Annotated in this window: 17 protein-coding genes and 1 pseudogene; 12 read left to right on the forward strand and 6 right to left on the reverse strand. The window is 37.8% G+C overall.

Translation table 11 applies throughout. The features are described from left to right. Nucleotides 1-619: 619 nt before the first annotated feature. The 7 genes from SAGCYANO_RS26245 (at nucleotide 620) to SAGCYANO_RS26280 (ending at nucleotide 6,283) form a co-directional block, all read left to right on the forward strand. Nucleotides 620-1,582, forward strand: a complete 963-nt coding sequence (locus SAGCYANO_RS26245; RefSeq protein WP_202222778.1) for an RNA-guided endonuclease TnpB family protein — start codon at nucleotides 620-622, stop codon at nucleotides 1,580-1,582. 147 nt (nucleotides 1,583-1,729) lie between these two features. Continuing rightward, nucleotides 1,730-1,933 carry a zinc ribbon domain-containing protein gene (locus SAGCYANO_RS50675; RefSeq protein WP_375339997.1) on the forward strand — a complete coding sequence of 68 codons (204 nt, stop codon included), beginning with the start codon at nucleotides 1,730-1,732 and terminating at the stop codon, nucleotides 1,931-1,933. 191 nt (nucleotides 1,934-2,124) lie between these two features. Continuing rightward, a complete protein-coding gene (acnB, locus tag SAGCYANO_RS26255; protein WP_202222779.1) occupies nucleotides 2,125-4,722 on the forward strand; it encodes a bifunctional aconitate hydratase 2/2-methylisocitrate dehydratase in 2,598 nt (865 codons plus the stop codon). A gap of 434 nt (nucleotides 4,723-5,156) precedes the next feature. Next, entirely contained in the window at nucleotides 5,157-5,513 is a 357-nt protein-coding gene (locus SAGCYANO_RS26265; RefSeq protein WP_202222781.1) for a hypothetical protein, read from the forward strand. A gap of 212 nt (nucleotides 5,514-5,725) precedes the next feature. Beyond that, nucleotides 5,726-5,899: a DUF4160 domain-containing protein gene (locus SAGCYANO_RS26270; protein ID WP_202222782.1), complete on the forward strand. Its 174-nt coding sequence runs from the start codon at nucleotides 5,726-5,728 to the stop codon at nucleotides 5,897-5,899. 101 nt (nucleotides 5,900-6,000) lie between these two features. Then, nucleotides 6,001-6,177 carry a DUF2442 domain-containing protein gene (locus SAGCYANO_RS50680; protein WP_202222783.1) on the forward strand — a complete coding sequence of 59 codons (177 nt, stop codon included), beginning with the start codon at nucleotides 6,001-6,003 and terminating at the stop codon, nucleotides 6,175-6,177. Beyond that, nucleotides 6,119-6,283, forward strand: coding sequence for a DUF2442 domain-containing protein (locus SAGCYANO_RS26280; protein ID WP_202222784.1), 165 nt, complete (start codon nucleotides 6,119-6,121; stop codon nucleotides 6,281-6,283). Before SAGCYANO_RS50680 ends, SAGCYANO_RS26280 begins: the two co-directional genes overlap by 59 nt. Nucleotides 6,284-6,397: 114 nt before the next feature. On the opposite strand, the gene SAGCYANO_RS26285 is transcribed toward SAGCYANO_RS26280, so the two are convergent. Genes SAGCYANO_RS26285 through SAGCYANO_RS26295 form a run of 4 tightly spaced genes read right to left on the reverse strand, consistent with a single transcriptional unit; the run spans nucleotide 6,398 to nucleotide 9,860 of the window. Next, a complete protein-coding gene (locus SAGCYANO_RS26285) occupies nucleotides 6,398-8,830 on the reverse strand; it encodes a S8 family peptidase (RefSeq protein WP_202222785.1) in 2,433 nt (810 codons plus the stop codon). Next, a complete protein-coding gene (locus SAGCYANO_RS26290; protein WP_202222786.1) occupies nucleotides 8,823-9,065 on the reverse strand; it encodes a hypothetical protein in 243 nt (80 codons plus the stop codon). The genes SAGCYANO_RS26285 and SAGCYANO_RS26290 overlap by 8 nt, the downstream gene beginning before the upstream one ends. Further along, on the reverse strand, nucleotides 9,058-9,300 hold the full coding sequence (locus tag SAGCYANO_RS50685) for an AAA family ATPase (RefSeq protein ID WP_375339998.1): 243 nt from the start codon (nucleotides 9,298-9,300) through the stop codon (nucleotides 9,058-9,060). Before SAGCYANO_RS50685 ends, SAGCYANO_RS26290 begins: the two co-directional genes overlap by 8 nt. After that, the gene (locus SAGCYANO_RS26295) at nucleotides 9,231-9,860 is read right to left on the reverse strand and encodes an ATP-binding protein (protein ID WP_202222787.1); all 630 of its coding nucleotides are present in this window, start codon (nucleotides 9,858-9,860) and stop codon (nucleotides 9,231-9,233) included. Before SAGCYANO_RS26295 ends, SAGCYANO_RS50685 begins: the two co-directional genes overlap by 70 nt. A gap of 1,313 nt (nucleotides 9,861-11,173) precedes the next feature. On the opposite strand from SAGCYANO_RS26295, the pseudogene SAGCYANO_RS26300 reads away from it, so the two are divergent. Further along, a pseudogene (locus SAGCYANO_RS26300) lies at nucleotides 11,174-13,729 on the forward strand (glycogen/starch/alpha-glucan phosphorylase). A gap of 1,888 nt (nucleotides 13,730-15,617) precedes the next feature. On the opposite strand, the gene SAGCYANO_RS26305 reads toward SAGCYANO_RS26300, so the two are convergent. Both SAGCYANO_RS26305 and SAGCYANO_RS26310 read right to left on the reverse strand, forming a co-directional pair. After that, the gene (locus SAGCYANO_RS26305) at nucleotides 15,618-15,836 is read right to left on the reverse strand and encodes a hypothetical protein (RefSeq protein ID WP_202222788.1); all 219 of its coding nucleotides are present in this window, start codon (nucleotides 15,834-15,836) and stop codon (nucleotides 15,618-15,620) included. Nucleotides 15,837-16,031: 195 nt separating this feature from the next. Further along, entirely contained in the window at nucleotides 16,032-16,253 is a 222-nt protein-coding gene (locus tag SAGCYANO_RS26310) for a hypothetical protein (protein ID WP_202222789.1), read from the reverse strand. A 1,748-nt stretch (nucleotides 16,254-18,001) separates the two neighbouring features. Between SAGCYANO_RS26310 and SAGCYANO_RS26315 the strand changes: the two genes are divergently transcribed. The 4 genes from SAGCYANO_RS26315 to SAGCYANO_RS26335 all read left to right on the forward strand — a co-directional run. Beyond that, the gene (locus SAGCYANO_RS26315; RefSeq protein WP_202222790.1) at nucleotides 18,002-18,253 is read left to right on the forward strand and encodes a hypothetical protein; all 252 of its coding nucleotides are present in this window, start codon (nucleotides 18,002-18,004) and stop codon (nucleotides 18,251-18,253) included. A gap of 17 nt (nucleotides 18,254-18,270) precedes the next feature. Next, nucleotides 18,271-18,522 (forward strand): zinc ribbon domain-containing protein, encoded by a 252-nt coding sequence (locus tag SAGCYANO_RS26320; RefSeq protein ID WP_202222797.1) that lies wholly within the window; start codon nucleotides 18,271-18,273, stop codon nucleotides 18,520-18,522. Between the two features lie 79 nt (nucleotides 18,523-18,601). Next, nucleotides 18,602-18,847 (forward strand): hypothetical protein, encoded by a 246-nt coding sequence (locus SAGCYANO_RS26325; RefSeq protein ID WP_202222791.1) that lies wholly within the window; start codon nucleotides 18,602-18,604, stop codon nucleotides 18,845-18,847. Between the two features lie 268 nt (nucleotides 18,848-19,115). After that, nucleotides 19,116-19,799: biotin/lipoyl-binding protein (locus SAGCYANO_RS26335; protein WP_202222792.1), on the forward strand; the 684-nt coding region annotated here is incomplete at its 3' end.

A 19,799-nucleotide genomic window follows, 5' to 3' on the forward strand; every position in this document is an offset into this window, starting at 1 on the left:
TTAATAATGATTAATGATTAATTATTCGGTAATAATTACAGAATCATCTTATACCTCAAAAGCGAGTTTTATAGATAATAATTTGATTCCAGTGTACAAGAAAGGTCAGAAAAATCAAGTCACCTTTTCAGGAAAAAGAGTAAAAAGAGGAATGCAATTGTACTGCAAGCATTGGATTAATTAATGAGTTACGTGAACGGTTCTCTAAATATTATGAAAAAAGCAGCTCCCTTTTGTCTTTAACTATGGGATAGAAGAGCCAGTGCGTTGGACGAGTCCCCCGACTTAAAACAACTGGCGTGGTGTTGTAGTGCCTCCTCCGGAGGAGCTTTCCGTTTGTCATGCTACGCAAACGCTAACACGAGCGTCAGAGTAACACCTGCGCTCCGAAGGATATGTCATATTTGACTATATTTTTATGAACTATTGAAATCTACTGTTTTTTAGCTAAACCGCCCTTGAACCTCACACCATAATTTTAAAGAGGAGTGTGAGATGAATCGGCGGCCGATTAATGGGTTCGATGCCCACTCAATTTGCATGCTATCCCAGCAAAAATCTTCGCCCTAGTTGAAAAACTTGTATTATGATATTGCAATAACCCTGGAAATTTTCCACTATGCGCACTGCCTACCAATATAAATTAAGGCCCAACAAAGAACAGTTAGCCACCATAGAATTGTGGTTAGAATTGTTGCGTCGGCAGTACAACTATAGGTTAGGCGAGCGGTTCTCATGGTGGTCAGAAAACCGTTGTCCAGTTAATGCCTGCCCCTTGATGATGCCAATTCCAAGACTCAGGGATAATCCAGATTATTACTCTCAAAAAAAAGATTTGGTCAATACCAAGGACAAGTTTCCTGAGTATAAGCTAATTCATTCTCAGGTCCTGCAAGATTGCATAAAACGGGTAAAACTTGCCTTTGATAGATGGTTTAAGGCCGACAAAAATGGACAAAAATTAGGGAAACCAAGATTTAATGGAATTGGACGTTATCGCAGTTTTACTTATCCTCAAATCACACAAGACTGCATAGAAGAAAATCAAATTAATTTGCCCAAAATAGGAAAGGTAAAGTTAATTCAACATCGTCCAATACCAGAAGGGTTTATGATTAAAACTGTGACGATTAGTCGTAAAGCTGACGGTTATTATGTAACTTTATCCCTAGAAGACAAATCAGTTCCAGCTTTGACAACTAAAGTTGAACCTACATTAAAAAATACTCTCTTAATCGATATGGGGCTAAAAGAATTTTTAGTAACAAGTGAAGGAGAATCTGTCCCCATCCCTCAATACTATCGAAAATCTCAGCAGCGATTAAAGACTTTGCAAAAACGTTTATCTCGTAAAAAGAAAAGTAGTAAAAGATGCTTAAAAGCTCTTCTAGCTGTAGCTAAACAACATAAAAAAGCGGATGCGACCCCGCGACGACGACAGCTCGCTTGCGGTCAGACCCCGCGACGACGCCAGCTCGCTTGCGGAATGCTGACCAAGAGAGGGAACGCGCACCAAGCAGTAGCCGATAAACGTAAAGACTTTAATTTCAAAACAGCCAATGAATTGTTATCACTCATCTGAAGTTATAGCCCAGACGCGGAGCGGCGTGCCGGAGGCAAACTTAAATATCAAAGGGCAAGCATTGACTCGTTTGAGTAAATCAATTAACGATGCGATTTGGGGGTCAATTCCTGTCTATTTTGACTGTCAAAGCTCGAAATGCTGGAGGTGAAGACTATAGCAGTAAACCCCAAAAATACCACCCAAGACTGCTCAAATTGTGGGGAAAAAGTCCCGAAAGAATTATCCCAAAGAACTCATTCTTGTCCGCACTGCGGTATTGTCATAGACCGCGATGTGTTTGCGGAGCATGACCTAGGAAACGCAGCGATAAATATAAAAAATAGGGCGGTAGGGCCCAGACGTCTTTAAAGCACGCGCTTGCCCGACGGGATACCGGGGCTGCGAAACGAGAAGCCCACACAATTGGTGCCAGCGAGCGTGTGGGAGTATGTCACCTAGCTTACTCTTCTATATTGATTGAATTGATAAGATATTGGATCAGATATATTCCTGAAAAAAATATCTAAAATGACAATGTAAACCTGGAGGACACCTGAACAATGTTAGACAACTATGAAAATCATGTTAAACAACGGGCAGATTTAGGAATTCCACCACTGCCACTAGACGCCCAACAAACATCAGAATTATGCGAACTGCTGAAAAGTCCACCAGCAGGAAAAGAAGAAAAGTTAATGGCATTACTGCGCGATCGCGTACCACCTGGAGTAGATGAAGCTGCTTATGTCAAAGCAGGATTTCTCACAGGTATTGCTAAAGGAGAAATCGCTAGTCCCCTAATTTCCCCCACCTACGCAGTGGAACTATTAGGAACAATGGTTGGCGGTTATAACGTCCAATCTCTGATTGAGCTACTTAAATCAGAAAATTCTGAACTAGCAAACACAGCAGCTAAAGCTTTAAGTAAAATTCTGCTAGTCTACGACGCCTTCAACGACGTTATAGAATTGGCACAAACGAACCCCTACGCCAAACAAGTAGTAGATTCTTGGGCAGCAGCAGAATGGTTTACCACTCGCCCCCAACTGCCTGAAAAAATTACCGTCACTGTCTTCAAAGTTCCTGGGGAAACCAACACCGACGACCTTTCACCAGCCCCCCATGCCACTACTCGCCCTGACATTCCACTCCACGCATTAGCTATGCTAGAGTCAAAAATGCCGGAAGGGTTGAAAACTATTGCGGAATTAAAACAAAAAGGTTATCCAGTTGCCTACGTTGGAGATGTTGTCGGTACTGGTTCATCCCGGAAATCTGCCTGTAACTCCGTGTTATGGCATATTGGAGAAGACATTCCTCATATTCCTAATAAGCGATCTGGTGGATATATTCTCGGTGGTAAAATTGCTCCGATTTTCTTCAATACTGCTGAAGACTCTGGCGCATTACCCATCGAATGTGATGTTACCAAAATGGAAACAGGAATGGTAATAACTATTCATCCCTACAAAGGCGAGATAACCAACGAAGCAGGAGAAATAATTTCCACATTCACCCTCAAACCAGAAACTATCTTCGACGAAGTACAAGCAGGTGGACGTATTCCTCTATTAATTGGGCGTACTCTCACCGACAAAACTCGCAACGCTCTGGGATTAGAGACCAGCACTGTATTTACCCGTCCCCAACTACCAGCGGAAACAGGAAAAGGTTTCACTTTGGCACAGAAAATGGTTGGAAAAGCTTGTGGTTTACCAGGAGTTCGTCCGGGAACAGCTTGCGAACCATTGATGACAACAGTGGGTTCTCAAGATACTACCGGACCTATGACCAGAGATGAAATGAAGGAACTCGCCTGTTTAGGTTTCAGCTCCGACTTAGTAATGCAGAGTTTTTGCCATACTGCTGCTTATCCCAAACCAGTTGATATTAAGACTCACAAAGAATTACCAGATTTCTTTTCTGCTCGTGGTGGAGTGGCGTTGCGTCCGGGAGATGGAATTATTCATTCTTGGTTAAACCGGATGTTGTTACCGGATACAGTGGGAACTGGCGGAGATTCTCATACCCGTTTTCCTTTGGGAATTTCTTTTCCTGCTGGTTCTGGTTTGGTAGCTTTTGCAGCAGCTCTGGGTTTAATGCCATTGGATATGCCAGAATCTGTTTTGGTTCGGTTTAAGGGTAAGTTACAACCGGGCGTAACATTGCGGGATATTGTGAATGCTATTCCTTATGTTGCGATTCAAAAAGGGTTGTTAACTGTTGCGTTGGAGAATAAGAAGAATGTATTCTCCGGACGAATTATGGAAATGGAAGGTTTGCCCGATTTGAAGGTTGAGCAAGCTTTTGAATTGACTGATGCGACTGCGGAACGTTCTTGTGCTGGTTCGACAATTAAGTTGGGTACGGAGACTGTTTCTGAGTATCTGCGTTCTAATATTACGTTGTTGAAAAATATGGTGGCGCGGGGTTATCCAGATGCACGGACTATTATGCGTCGGGTTGCTAAGATGGAGCAATGGTTGGCAAATCCAGAATTAATGTCTGGGGATGCGGATGCAGAATATGCGGAAGTTATTGAGGTGGATTTGAATGAGATTAAGGAACCTATTGTGGCGGCACCGAATGACCCGGATAATATTAAATTGATGTCGGAATGTGCGGGGGATAAAATTGATGAAGTGTTTATCGGTTCCTGCATGACAAATATCGGTCATTATCGTGCTGCTGCGAAAGTATTAGAAGGAGCAGGGCGAGTCAAAGGTGTTTTGTGGATATGTCCGCCAACTCGCATGGATGAGAAACAGTTGCGGGAGGAAGGAATGTATGGTGTGTTTGCTGCTGCTGGTGCGCGGACGGAAATGCCTGGATGTTCTTTGTGTATGGGAAATCAAGCACGGGTTGAGGATGGCGTAACTGTGTTCTCGACTTCGACCAGGAATTTTAATAATCGCATGGGTAAAGGTGCGCGTGTGTATTTGGGTTCTGCTGAGTTGGCAGCGGTTTGTGCGTTGTTAGGTCGGATACCTAGTGTGGATGAGTATTTGGAGATTATGAAAGAGAAAGTCGATCCGTTTGCGGGTGATTTGTATCGGTATTTGAATTTCGATCAAATTGCTGGTTTTGAGGATGAAGGTCGGGTGATTCCGTTGGAGGAGATGCCGAAAATTGAGGAGATTTTGGGAATGCCAGCGTGAAGAAGTCAAAAGTCAAAAGTTAAAAGTCAAAAGTAAGATTTGAGCGGCTAAAAACTTTGACAATACAATAGTTTCAGGTAATTATTTGATATTTAAAGTTTGAAACTATTTGTGACATCCTTTTTCATACAGTAGGGGCGAATGGCATTCGCCCTTACAGGGTTTTGGTTGCGACGATGTGGTTTATCAATCTGAAAAGCGCTGAGATATACAAGATGATTAGTTTGTTGATCTCTACTCAAATCTGTGTTTGTCTCAGATTGCCTGATTAGTCAGAAGCGGAATAATATTTAACAGGACTTACGCAAAACAACGCAATTATGTCATTGCAAGCGGCAGCGTTTGCGGAGCATTCCGTCAGGAAAGCAATCTCAAACGTCGATATTTCGTTTCTCATGGGTAAGTCCTGATCTAATCTATTATGGAGGACTTTTATGTGGGAAGCTATAGCAGCGATCGCTAGTTTGTTTACTGCGTGGGTTGCGTGGAAGGAATATAAGGATAAACAAGAAGAACGTCAAAGGCTTAAGTTAGTAAGAGAACAAGTTCCTTATGCAAGACCTAGACAAAGTTCATCATTTATTAGTGGGTTATTATGGTGGATTGTATGGTTGTTTGCATGGACTCTAATGTGGGCTATAATATATACTCTAATGATTGGGATTATAATATTATGGTTGGGGTTCCCCATTGGTATTTATCTTATTGGCTATATTATTGGTTATATTATTGGCGCTTACCCAGTAGGAAGATATTTCCAAAATAAATTTTACCAGAATAATCATCAGTAGTTTTATCCTTGATTTATGCGATATTATGCTAGGAAAATGATTGGCAATAAAAGTTGTGTTTGTAGTTGCGCTCCAGAGCAAAAATCAATCATCATTCTTGTACTAAAGTTCAACTACAAATTTTATTATTGAGCGTTTTACTAGAAACTCTATTAAGAGTAAAAATAGCAAATTTATTCTGCAAAACTCCAAACACAAAAAGGAAATATTCAATGCCAATAATTTATCAATTTGATGGCAGAATTATTAAGATGTTTTATAACGACCATGCTCCACTTCATTTTCATGCTATTTATGGCGAATACGAATTAGTTGTAGGGATTTTACCTATTACTATAATTGTGGGAAAAGCACCTAATAGAGTTCGTTCAATAATTTTAGAATAGACAGAACTGCATCAACAATAATTATTAGATAATTGGAACCGTTGTCGGCAAGCTCAAGCACCTTTATCAATTGAACCTTTAGAATAAAATTGGAGTTAATTATGCCTTATATTACTACCAGAGTCACTGCTGAATCTAACTACAAACTGCGTCTTACTTATTCTAATGGCAGTGAGATTATTGTAGATTTTAAACCTATTATTAACCAAGGTGGAGTTTTTGCCCCTTTATCCGATCCAAACTTTTTTTTCACAAGTAAAATTAGGAGAAGGTGGTAGATATATTGAGTGGGATGGAGAAATAGACTTTTGTGCAGATGCTTTATGGTTTGAAGCACATCCTAATGATAATCTTTTGAATCCTTCTACTACCGAATTTGTATAAATTGTTTGAGAATATTTTGAGCTAGTTAGCAAGTGAAGATAAGTAGTTATAGATAGGTAAGTTGAGGGTAGGCGATCGCTCACCCTTTCAAGGTAGTTACCGAATTTTCAAGAGCTAACGAACTCTACCCCTCTGAGCAATACTACTTCTGAGTTTATTGTAGAGATTAACTTCAGGATTAGAATGTCGAATGGAGGCTACTAAAGCATATCTTTGTACTTCTATTTCTTCTATTCTAGACCACTTTCTATTACAAATTACGACTAAGTACATAGACTTTCCGTTGTACTTCCAACTTCTACTTGATATTTTTATTGAGCCTTTCTGAAGAGTTCCTTTCTTTCTTATAGTAACTTTTGGCAAAAGATTAACTTCAACATTTGAACCATATTCCTTTTTTAAATCTCCTATTGATATTTCTGTTAAATTATTATTTTCATCTTCTTGAGTTGCTTTGAAAAATGCTCTTTGTATTTTTTCGCGTTCTACATTTCTGAAAAGGTGAAATTCCATAGTTATTCCTAAATAAGAATCTCCTCTAGTATGACGAGTAGGAGGATCGAAAGCTAAGGTAACAGAGATAGTTCTATTTCCCTTCTTTTCCAAAAATTCAGGAGGAAGGGGAGGTATTTCATAAATATGAAACTTACCCACAAATATTTCTCTATTATCTTCTAGTAAAACTACTCCATTTTCAGTTGAATATGCAGCTTTTTCAAAATTTGACTGCCCATATCCATATACCTTTAATTGTTGTTTTTCATCATCCTGAAAATCATCAGGAATTTCTTCAGGAATATCCGCTGAATCAGCAATTAATGCTCTGATTAAATTAGAGGAAGCATTGGGAAATTTTGTAAACAACCGAGCTGCTAAATTAGCCACACGAGGAGCAGCAAAACTGGTTCCACAATATGCTCTAAAAAGTGATTGTGAACCTTGAAAATTTTTGTTTAATGTCAGAATTGAAACACCTCTTTCATTGTCAATAATTCGACTTCTATCTAAAACAAAATCGCCTCCAAAATCCACTAACTCAGGTTTAATCATCCCATCTACACCAAATCCAATTCTTGTGAATGGCGAGGGATATCCTTTTACCTTAGCAATAACATTTCTACTTGCATCTTCTGGGTACTCCAAACTGCCTTTTCCCATAGATAAAGAACCTACTGTTAAAGCGATCGCCGCAGTAGCAGGTTCTATAATTTGTGAATTTTCACTAAAGAGATAACTTGGATATTCTTGTCGTAGAAGTTCCTTAGATTCTGGTTGATAATAAAAATTACCAGCAGAAATAACAAATAAAATATTTTTATGTTGTAAGCGATAGGAAATTTCATCAATTTTAGCAGCTAGAAGAAATTGTTTCTGACCATCTCGATAAACTGAATCTCTATTTCCCAAGGAAATATTAATAACTTTACAATTAGGATAGTTATCAGTGAAATATGCAACGGCTTTTTCCAATTGGTTTTCTAGTAATAAATCTGGGTAATACTCGTTATTTTCATTAGTCACACGAGCTGAAAATAACCAAACTTGAGGTTGGAAATTTTCCTCTTCAAGACATTTGAAAAGATTGCCATATATCGCAACTCCAGAAACTCCTGTACCATGTCCGCCAGTTTTATCTCCATCATCAGGACCTCCAGTTATCAAAGTATGATTAGGGTCAGGAAAAACTTCTGTATCACCCAAAGCAGGACCAATTAATGGATGCCCTCTTTGCACACCTGAATCTATGACTAATACCCCACAAGCATCTATAGGGGGAGAAATAAGTTCTGGAAATTCTGATATTGAGATACTAAGTTGACTTGAATTTTCAAATGCTGGTTTTGGTCTTCTATCTATTTCCTTAACTGCATCTTCTGCTAACAGAATCTCTAAAACTTCCTGTCGAATTTTCATACGAGCTATACACATATATTCACCAATATATCTATCAGTAACTCTCATGCCTGGATATTCTTCAAAACTGCTTAAAAATTCATTCAAATTATTTATATAATCTTGCATTTCTTCTAGATTACCCGTATGCCATAACTCAAGGTCAAGAGGTACTAATTCACCAGGTTCTAATGGTTCTAAATTTAACAATGGTCCGATTCTATCCTGTGGTTCTAGACGTACTAATTCTTCAATCGCATCTAAATATCCATATTCGTAACTATTATCAATCAAGCCACTATAACATTTTAATCTTCGTCTAAATTCAGTTAAATTATCATCTGAGGAAAAAACAACAATAGCTTCATCTGACTTGCTACCTTTTTCTAGGATATTAAGTCCTGAACCAGTCACCTGTTTATCTTGCAAACTATATTCACTTCTTAGTTTGAGCTTAAATATAAGTTTTGGATTAATACCAAAAGGAGCATATTCTTTAACAGGTTTTTCGATAATTGTTGATACTTCAGCTAATAGCTTTCTACCGTGATATTCACGGTTATCTCTTTTATTTCCACCTCCACCACCTTTGATACGTTTCGGTAATTCTATATTAGTTCTTGGTAGTTGTAGATGCTCAAATTGACTATTCATTTTCTCCTTTCATATCTAATTCCATAAATTTTATCGACTTTTCCACTATACCTTTTCTTTCTAAATAATGGCTAACTGCTATTTCCATATCTTTTTCTGTTAGATAACGCTCACTCCGTAAAATCACAGATTTTATCGCATTTGCACAAATTCTTTCTATATCTGCTCCTGTGCAACCTTTGAGACTTGCAGCAAATTTTTCTAAGAAGGTATCTTTATACTGAATACTAGACAAGTTTTTTTAATAATAAATACCTTAGTTCAGAATTAGGTTTATCAAAAAAAAGTACCTCATCAAATCTCCTCCATATAGCAGGATCTAAAAGTGATTGATGATTTGTTGCAGCAATGAAAATACTTTGCTCGTTAGATTGATCTATTAATTGCAGAAGACTATTAACTAGACGTTGTATTTCTCCATGTTCATTAGGTGAATTTCTATCCTTAGCAATTGCGTCAAATTCATCCAATAGAACAACCCATTCTCCATTATGAACATAATCAAATATTTTTTTAAATTCACCCCTGTTTCTCCCAGGTAAGATGAAAATACAGCCGGAAGACTTACATAAACTAACGGCAAATTCAGCAAGCTTGATAAAACTTTTGCTGTTAAAGTTTTCCCACAACCAGGAGGACCACAAAACAATAATTTTGAGCTAGGTTTTAAGCCGTAAGAATAAATGATTTCTTGCTTTCTATTTTCTTGAATTATTCTTTCTAATATTTCCTGATTTTCGGGATATAAAACTACATTTTCCCATCCTAGTTCATATCTAGAAATAACTATTAGAGGTAAACCTGTATCTTTATCTTTTGGAACTTCAGGATAGACATTCCAAGGTGAAGTATTAGATACCAGTTTTCTTCGATAATTTGATTGGAGTATTCTTTCTAAATCCTGAGCTAATAAAATATGATTTTTATCTTTTTCCTCTTGAATCAGTTGTTTAGCAACAGCATAAAATTCTTCTCTATTTTCTTGTGAGAAGCTCTTAAATAGTTTTCTTATGATGTCACCTCGTGCCATTTGTTTTAATCCAAGTATTTAGTAATCAATCAAGCCACTAAAATTTTTAATTATATAATAGTTATTATAACATTTATTGAATTAATCATCAACTATTTTTAAATAAAAAACAAATCAATAAAAAAGAAATTATACATTTTTTAAATCAAATTTGACAGAAATTATTCATCTATTTGGAATAAAGTCTATTCATACTGAGGCTATTAGTTATAAAAAGTAACAAAAAATTACTTATAGTGGAATTTTTTATCTGATATTAATTATGTACGCTACTGTGTTCCCTGTTCCCTCTTTTATGGAAATGATTAATAGTAGAGAAAATCAATCATTTCTGCCGATATCATATTAATTTAATTGTGCTATTTCTACTACTCCTATCGGATAAACTGAACGATAAGTTATATTACTCATAGATAAAAAAGTATTAACTATTCAGTTATTCTATTTTTGATTCTCTGTTTTCTTTTTTTTAATTTAAAACCTCGACAATATACTCTATTATCTTGAAATTTATCTAATATTTTATCTTTTCTTTAAAATTTACAAAAATTCAAAATTTGTCAATCAATCAAATCAGAAAATAAATCTAAATTTTTTGGAAAAAGTCTTACATTATACTAAAATATTTTTGAATAGAAATAAATAAAAACAACGAAACTTAATCTCTATGAAAGGTAATCAAATGAGTGTATTATTAAAAAGCATTTAGCAGTTCAGCAATCAGCGGTCAGCTTTGCGCGTTTGCGTAGCATTCTGGAGGAAAGGGGGTTTAAGCCCCTCCTAAAATTAAACGACTTGCTCGCGTGTCGGGGATTTAAACCTAGGGTTTTCTGTTCCGGAATGCTCCGCAAACAGATACCTAATTCTATGCACAAATTTTTAGGCTGATAGCTGAAGTGCTAATAGCTGATAGCTAGTTAAAATATAAAAAAACTACCAGATACAAGCTGAAGTAATCCTGATACTAAATGAAAAGTTAACTAAAAATAGAGCTTTTCACCAGAATATGGGGACTGAACTAATTCTTAAAAAGCCCTTTCATTAATGGATAATGGATAATGGATAATTGATAATTACAAGAAAGTTAAAACCCTTCTTGATTGAATATAAGGAATATTTTCTTTTCTCTTGGTCGATTGGATATGGCGAGGAGACCCGAAGAGTGACAGAGCCGCTCCGAAGATCGCCATCCCTAGACCGCTTTTTCCCCGATCAAGGGGAGGCTTTAAACCAGAATTATTTAATTATTAATTATTCGGTAAATTTGCTTTGAATGTTGTCAATAAATTGTCAGATTACCAAATTATAGAGTTATGCAAGAAGTACATCAAGAACAGAGTGCATCGTACACAGAAAAAGTAAAAATTCAAGTAGAAGACGATCGTACAGGCACTAGTCTCGATACCATCAAACGAGCGATCGCCGATAACTTATATTATTTACAGGGGAAAGATATAGAATTTGCTACCACCTATAATTATTATATGGCGTTAGCATATACAGTACGCGACCGCTTGTTGCACCGTTGGCTAAAAACCACAAAAACATACTTCCATCAAAACGTCAAAACAGTATACTATCTCTCAGCCGAATTTCTGATGGGTCGCCAACTAGCTAAAAACCTAGTCAATGTTGGTTGTTGGGAAGTTGCGTGTCAAGCTCTAGAAGAATCATGTCTTAAACTTGATGACTTAATCGAAAAAGAACCAGAACCAGGTTTAGGCAATGGTGGTTTAGGTCGTCTAGCCGCTTGTTTCCTAGACTCCCTCGCTACCCTAGAAATTCCGGCAGTAGGCTACGGTATTCGTTATGAATTTGGCATTTTCAAACAACAAATTCAAAACGGCTATCAAGTTGAACAGCCAGACAAATGGTTAAGTCTAGGCAACCCTTGGGAAATACCTCGCCATGAAGACCAAGTAGAAATTAAATTCGGCGGTTACACAGAAGCATACCCAGATAAACAAGGCAACTATCGGGTCAGATGGATACCTGAACGTACAGTCATTGGAATGCCCTACGATACTCTTGTGCCTGGGTACAATACCAACACAGTAAATACTCTACGCCTCTGGAGTGCCAAAGCAAGTAATGAATTTGACCTGCAAGTTTTGATTCCGGTGACTATCACCGCGCCGTCGAAGACAAAACTTCCTCTGAAAATATTTCCAAAGTACTCTACCCCAACGATAATATATTTCAAGGCAAAATGTTGCGCTTAGAGCAACAGTATTTCTTCGTCAGTTGTTCTCTGCAAGATATCATTCGTACTCACTTGTCACGGAATCCTAATTTAGACAACTTCCAGGAAAAAGCAGCCATTCAACTCAATGATACTCACCCCTCTATAGGAGTTGCTGAATTAATGCGCCTGTTAGTAGACGAGCATGATATGGAGTGGGAAAAAGCTTGGAATATTACTCAAAATACCTTTGGCTATACTAACCATACACTCCTATCAGAAGCTCTGGAACGTTGGCCAGTCAGTATGTTCGCAACTCTGTTACCACGGCATCTTGAAATTATCTATGAAATTAATTTCCGTTTCCTAGAAAAAGTAAAGAAACGTTATCCGGGAGATGATGGGCGGTTGGCACGGATGTCTCTGATCGAAGAATTTCCTGAAAAACGGGTGCGGATGGCTCATTTAGCTTGTGCTGGCGCTCATGCTATCAATGGTGTGGCAGCATTGCATACTCAACTGTTGAAAACAGATGTTTTGAGAGATTTCTACGAATTTTGCCCTGAGAAATTTACGAATAAAACTAATGGTATTACTCCCCGTCGTTGGTTATTAATTAGTAACCCGAAGTTGGCATTACTAATTACAGAAAAATTGGCAAAAATTGGATTAAGAATTTAGAGGAAATTAAGCAGCTTGAGCGGTTTATTGATGACCTAGAATTTCGTCATAATTGGAATCAGATTAAACATGAAAATAAGCAAAATTTAGCTGCTTATATTCAGCAAAAAATAGGCATTGTAGTTAATCCTAATTCTCTGTTTGATATTCAGGTAAAACGACTCCATGAATATAAACGTCAACTATTAAGTGTGCTGCATATTATTACCCTTTATAATCGGATTAAACAGAATCCAGATGTGGATATTTTGCATCGCACTTTCATTTTGGTGCGAAGGCAGCACCAGGTTATTATATGGCAAAATTAATCATTAAATTGATTAATGCTGTAGGGGAAATAGTAAATAATGACCCAGATGTACGCGATCGCCTCAAGGTAGTTTTTGTACCTAATTTTTCTGTATCTATCGGTCAGCGAATTTATCCTGCTGCCGACCTTTCTGAGCAAATTTCTACTGCTGGAAAGGAAGCATCTGGTACTGGCAATATGAAATTTTCTCTAAATGGTGCTTTAACTATTGGTACTCTTGATGGGGCAAATATTGAGATTCGCGAAGCTGTTGGTGCTGAAAATTTCTTCCTATTTGGATTGAATGTTGAAGAGGTTAAAGCATTAAAATATCAGGGATATAATCCAGAGCAATACTATACTTCTAACCAAGAATTACGACAGGTTATTGACCGTATTGCTTCTGGTTATTTTTCACCAGGCAAACCAAATTTATTCCATCCAATTGTAGAATCTTTACTAGGAAAAGATGAATATATGTTGTTTGCTGATTATCAGGCTTATATTGATTGTCAGGAAAGAGTTAATCAGGCTTATCGTAATCCCGAATATTGGACTCGGATGTCGATTATTAATTCTATTAATATGGGCAAATTTTCTGCTGACCGTACTATCAATGAATATTGTCAGGAAATTTGGAATGTCGAACCTGTGAAAATTGATATGGAGGCATATAGTCAGGAAACAGCAGGTTTACAACGTTATTGTCAAATTTAGCGTCTTCAAATGAAATGACTATTGCGGCATCCGCAACAAAGAGAGGGGAAGTAGATATTTTTCCCTCCGACACACTCTCAAGTTATGCGCTTCACAAAATGAGGAGATGACTATTGCGGCATCCGCAACAAAGAGGGGGGAAGTAGATATTTTTCCCTCCGACACACTCTCAAGTTATGCGCTTCACAAAATGAGGAGATGACTATTGCCGCATCCGCAACAAAGAGGGGGGGAAGTAGATATTTTTCCCTCCGACACACTCTCAAGTTATGCGCTTCACAAAATGAGGAGATGACTATTGCCGCATCCGCAACAAAGAGGGGGAAGTAGATATTTTTCCCTCCGACACACTCTCAAGTTATGCGCTTCACAAAATGAGGAGATGACTATTGCCGCATCCGCAACAAAGAGGGGGAAGTAGATAATTTTCCCTCCTACACACTCTCAAGTTATGCGCTTCACAAAATGAGGAGATGACTATTGCCGCATCCGCAACAAAGAGGGGAAGTAGATATTTTTCCCTCCGACACACTCTCAAGTTATGCGCTTCACAAAATGAGGAGATGACTATTGCCGCATCCGCAACAAAGAGGGGAGGGAAGTAGATATTTTTCCCTCCTACACACTCTCAAGTTATGTGCTTCACAAAATGAGGAGATGACTATTGCCGCATCCGCAACAAAGAGGGGGGAAGTAGATATTTTTCCCTCCGACACACTCTCAAGTTATGCGCTTCACAAAATGAGGAGATGACTATTGCCGCATCCGCAACAAAGAGGGGGGAAGTAGATAATTTTCCCTCCGACACACTCTCAAGTTATGCGCTTCACAAAATGAGGAGATGACTATTGCCGCATCCGCAACAAAGAGGGGAGGGAAGTAGATATTTTCCCTCCGACACACTCTCAAGTTATGCGCTTCACAAAATGAGGAGATGACTATTGCCGCATCCGCAACAAAGAGGGGAAGTAGATATTTTCCCTCCGACACACTCTCAAGTTATGCGCTTCACAAAATGAGGAGATGACTATTGCCGCATCCGCAACAAAGAGGGGAAGTAGATAATTTTCCCTCCGACACACTCTCAAGTTATGCGCTTCACAAAATGAGGAGATGACTATTGCCGCATCCGCAACAAAGAGGGGAGGGAAGTAGATAATTTTCCCTCCGACACACTCTCAAGTTATGCGCTTCACAAAATGAGGAGATGACTATTGCCGCATCCGCAACAAAGAGGAGGGAAGTAGATAATTTTCCCTCCGACACACTCTCAAGTTATGCGCTTCACAAAATGAGGAGATGACTATTGCCATATCCGCAACAAAGAGGGGGAAGTAGATATTTTTCCCTCCGACACACTCTCAAGTTATGCGCTTCACAAAATGAGGAGATGACTATTGCCATATCCGCAACAAAGAGGGGGGGAAGTAGATATTTTTCCCTCCGACACACTCTCAAGTTATGCGCTTCACAAAATGAGGAGATGACTATTGCCGCATCCGCAACAAAGAGGGGGGAAGTAGATAATTTTCCCTCCTACACACTCTCAAGTTATGCGCTTCACAAAATGAGGAGATGACTATTGCGACATCCGCAACAGAGAGAGGAAGTAAATATTTTTCCTCCACACGCTGGTGCTTGAGAAACGGGGGTACTACTTATTTACTTGTTGCCTAGTTAAAAATCTGGGTTAGCGCAGCTTTGCGTCAGCACTCGCAAGAATCTCACGTTATAATCTTTGATTTAACGGTGAGAGTGAGAGTGTCAATTAGTCTAAATTCCAGTACTCAGAATTCAATTGTTATAAAAAAGCACCTATAGCTTTATAGGTGCTAAATTTAATTTAACTATAAATTAGACTTAAAAGTTGCAATTACATAGCTAATTTTTAGTCGCAATCGTAACGTCCATAACTGCGATAACCGTAGCTGTAACGTACAGGACGACTATAGTGATAACTACGGTAGTGATAACTCACAGGGCGACGATAATAACGTCGAGAACGACCATAACCGTAACAATCATCGAAATTATGACCACCATTAATAGTGGCAGATTCTTCAGTAGAAAGCTCAGAAAATAATTCAGTGTTTTGAGTTTCTTGCATAAGATTATCCTCTTGATTAATTGTGTTTACAAGATGGTTAAAAATCATCGATATTTATTTAACTATCTTGTTATTTATAATTGTATTTTTCGTTGGTGAACTCCAGCATCCGGATCACTTTTTTGATTAGCGACTCTTTAGAGCTTGCTAAAAAGCACTTTAAAAATGCTTTTTAATTCAACTCATAAGTTGAAATTAGTAGCAGTTAGACCTATAGCCATAATAGCGACGACGGGAGTAGTAACGTACAGGCCGACTACGGTAATAACGACGATAGCCATAACTATAATACCGACGACCATAATAGCCATGACCACCATTAATAGTGGCAGACTCTTCTGAAGAAATTTCAGTAAATAGTTGATTATTTTTGTTTCTTGCATGAAGATTTTCCTCAAGTTTGATGACATTCGTCATGTTTAATAATTCCTATATATAGGAGGAATTACAGTTAAGTCTTCTTCATAAGTTGGTAATATCCGGATAACTATTTATCTGAATTATTTAAAATCAAAAATGACTAATATAATGTCTCTTTGAATACCTACAATAAAAAATTAGGAACAGGAAACAGGGAATAGGAAAGGGAATAGGGAATAGGGATAAATTTATCAGGAAAACATTTTTATTATCGCTAATTAATGAGACTTGATATAAGCAAATATTAAAAATGCTATATAGAAACCATTTGGTATCTTTGCAAAGGTACAGGTTTTTGGCTGCCAGAGTCAGAACTCAGCAGCCTGAGAAATAGAATAGGGAAACAGGTGGAAATTTGCTATTCTCTCTTTTCTGAAAATTATTAATAGATTCAATAAGAGTTCTATATATTTAAAAGGTAAGCATTTCCTCCGGAATGCTGCGCAAACAGCTATTAGCTATCAGCTAGCTTCCTGCGGAGGAACTGCGGACTTCAGCAACAAGACTCTCTCATATAGGACAGTGTTTAAATTAACAACTGACTTTAAAGGCAAGGGAGCAAACTTTTGTACTAATACCAATTTGAAAAAAGAATGTTACGAATAGTAAGGGTGATAAAAAAACTTTGCAGGATATGTTCCTTTGACAAAAAGATAATTTACGCCCTAGAAATGGTATTAAAGCCATTCATTATGACTCCTGACTCCTAAATCCTGATTCCTAATAAATACCCTAGATATTTGTAGCAAAAATTTATCAAATTGGTATAAGACAATTAATAAAGCTTTTATCCTAAATTAAAAGCAATAGCTGATTGCTGACGGCTGAATGCTTACTTTAAAAGTGCAATGAAAGTATTGGAGGTAAATATTTTTTTGCAGCAGAATAATCAGCACTATAGAATAGTACTTCACTACTCGATCGCTACTATCAAGTTAAAATTAATTGTGTTTTAATACATAGAGATATAGACACAAAAAAATCTTTAGTAATAGCCTTTTATATTTCCTTTATAGTAATTAGAATTATAACGTTGGTAGTCAGAAGAGTAGCGGTTATCGCCATAATAACTGCGAGGACAAAGTTGAAAACCTAAAAAATTACGGCGATATTGATAATTTTCATTGTAACCACCATTTATGTAGGTCGATTCTTGATAATTCAGTTCTGTAAAAGTTGCTTTTTTGAGGTTCTTGCATAATTAACTTCCTCATGGCTAATAATTTTAATTAAATAGTTTTCAAGAATGCGCGAATTTAGAATTTAGAATTTAGAATTACCTCTTCTTATAAACTTAAGAGGATTGGATCAAAGGATTTTTTCTTCTCTTGGTCGATTGGATATGGCGAGGAGACCGCTCTTATCAGAGCCGCTCCGAATTGCGCCATCCCTCGACCGCTTTTTTCTCCATAAATGGAGAGTTTCGGTAATCTTTAGCTGAGTTCTGGAATACTGGAATATATGAAGGAATTGTACTCGATCATTCCAAAATAATCTGCAGTGTCCGGAGTTTTGTGTACTTCGACGATCAGGTTATTGTGAAGTGTTGACTTTAATCCTAATTTCTTCAAGTTTTCATTCTATCCGGATTAAGTTGAAACAAATCTGCAACAATTATTAGAGTATAAATTATATACGGCAGTTATAAATGATTTGTCATACCAAATAAAAAAACAATATACCTCTCTGGAAAAGAGGGAGTAGGGAGTAGTAGGGACTTTACATGCAACGTCCCTACAGAGTAGATGGAAAAAATTGATAATTTATCTACGATAATAGCTAGACAACGTTTAGACTGGCAATTCAAACTTGCTTATCATTTGTTTAGTGATGTAAGCGTGATATTTTTAGAAGACCTACAGATAGCGAATTTAGTCCGACGTTGCAAAGCTAAATTAGGCGGTAACGGTCAGTTTTTGCCCAATGGTCAATCAGCAAAATCAGGATTAAATAAGTCTTTGCAAGATGCTGCTACTATCAATTTCTTGATGTTTTAGAGTATGTAGCTTGGAAACTGGGTAAGCGAGTTGTAAAAGTAGACCCAAAAGGTACGTCTCAACATTGTTGGGAATGCTTGAATAAAGTCTCTAAAAGCTTATCAGATCGCTGGCATTCATGTCCTAAATGTGGGCAAGAACTAGACAGGGACTATAACTCACCCACCCCTCTTGCTCCCCTCCCGGGAGGAGATGGGGGTGGGTTGGATTGTTATCAACACAGGAGGAAGACATCACTTCTGTTAAAACTGCGGTCAGGGCGTCTCTGACTGAAGAATCCCGCGCTCTCCCGTAGGAGAGCGTCGGGAGTATGTCAAGCTGTCTTATCATCTATTCAGTGATGTAAGCGTGATATTTGTAGAAGACCTACAAATCGCAAATTTAGTCCGACGTTGCAAAGCTAAATTAGGTGATAATGGTCAGTTTTTACCCAATGGCCAATCAGCTAAGTCAGGATTAAACAAGTCTTTGCAAGATGCAGCAACTTATCAGTTTATTCAAGTCTTAGAGTATGTTGCCTGGAAGTTAGGCAAGAGAATGATCACGCGTAGACCCAAAAGGTACATCTCAACATTGTTGGGAATGCTTGAATAAAGTCTCAAAAAGCCTATCTGAACGTTTCGCTCCGCGACATGAAAGGCATTCATATTCTAAGTGTGGACAGGAACTAGACAGAGACTATAACTCACCCACCCCTCTTGCTCCCCTCCCGGGAGGGGATGGGGGTGGGTTGGATTGCTATCAACACAGGGGGAGGATATCTCCTCACACGAAACTGCGGTCAGGGCGTCTCTGACTGAAGAATCCCGCTTTGTCACGAATATAGCAACGTCGGGAGTATGTCAATAAGTGAATATCAATTATGTTAAATAATTCTGATTATGTAGAACTACAACCTCTAGAAAGTGATGAATTTCTCCCTCCTCTAAGTCCTTGGAGCAAAATAGGAGGAATGTTTTTAGTGGGAACATTTGGTGTCGCTATTGCTCTAATGAGTGTAGTAAAGTATAATCCTACTGTCAGAACTGAAGCAATTGCCCGTCCAACAGGAGATGTCAGAATTGTTCAGACGCTTACAGAAGGTAAAGTTGAAAGTATAGAAGTAAATGAAAATCAAGCTGTTGAAATGGGAGATGCGATCGCCCGCATAGATGAATCTGCACTTAATCGCCAAAAAAATCAACTACAGGAAAAAATTAAACAGTGTGAGGTAGAACTAGAACAGATAAATCAACAAATTTCTGCCCTAGAAGTTCAAATTTTAGCTACTGCTAAACCTCAGACTTTTCAGAAATCTAGATCGAGTACTACAACAAACAATAAAATAGATAATGCATCTGTTGAATCAGCCATTTTAGATTTATCCCAATCTTTACCTACAGTTGCGCAACAATTTGCTAAGGATCGACGAGACCTAATTGTGAAGCGGACAAAATTAATCAAAGATTTGACCGCAGGTACCAGAGAACTAGAAAAAGTAGATATCAAACTTGATAATAGTGTAATTCGAGTCCCTGTAGATGGTACTATCTTTCAGCTATCTTTG

The organism is Okeania sp. KiyG1, from assembly GCF_014132355.1.
Classification (GTDB): domain Bacteria; phylum Cyanobacteriota; class Cyanobacteriia; order Cyanobacteriales; family Microcoleaceae; genus Okeania.